Genomic DNA, 863 nt, shown 5'->3' on the forward strand with positions numbered 1-863 from the left:
ATGGGAAAGTTAGTAATTCATGAAGAGAAATTAAACCAAGAAGTTATAGAAAAATTAGTTAATATATGTCCATTTAATGCTATAGAAAAAAAGGGTGAAAAAATAGAAATTACAGCTGGATGTAAAATGTGTAAACTATGCGTTAAAAAGGGACCGGAGGGTGTAGTTGAATTTGTAGAAGGCGCAGCAAGACCAACAGTAGACAAGAGTAGATGGAATGGTATAGCAATTTATGTTGACCACGTAGATGGAGAAATTCATCCAGTAACTTTAGAGCTTATAGGAAAAGGAAAGGAGCTTGCAGCTAAGATTAATCATCCAGTTTACTGTGTATTTATAGGTCATAATATAAAAGAAAAAGCAGAAGACTTACTCCACTACGGAGTAGACGAGGTTTTTGTGTATGATTATGAAGAACTAAAAGACTTTAGAATAGAGCCATATACAGCTGCCTTTGAAGATTTCATAAACAAAGTTAAACCTTCATCAATATTGGTCGGGGCAACAACAGTAGGAAGATCTTTAGCACCAAGAATAGCTGCAAGATTTAGAACAGGACTTACAGCAGATTGTACAATATTAGATGTTAAACCAAATACAGACCTAGATCAAATAAGACCTGCCTTTGGTGGTAACATAATGGCACATATCCATACTCCAGATAATAGACCACAGCTTGCGACTGTAAGATATAAAATTTTTGATGCACCAGAAAGAAGTGGGGAAAAGAGTGGAGAAATAACTTCTTGTGAAATGGATACATCTAAATTAATATCTAATATAACAGTTTTAGATGTTATAGAAAAGGAAAAAGAAGAAAGTATATCAGAAGCAGAAGTAATAGTAGCTGTAGGAAGAGGATT

The 863-nt window shown here is 34.1% G+C and carries 1 protein-coding gene; it reads left to right on the forward strand.

Translation table 11 applies throughout. From position 1 onward, the window contains the following. Window positions 1-863, forward strand: an 863-nt coding sequence (locus OW729_RS19365; RefSeq protein ID WP_268063162.1) for an electron transfer flavoprotein subunit alpha/FixB family protein, incomplete at both ends; no start/stop codon positions are given.

This window comes from Clostridium brassicae (assembly GCF_026738875.1).
Lineage (GTDB): Bacteria > Bacillota > Clostridia > Clostridiales > Clostridiaceae > Clostridium_H > Clostridium_H brassicae.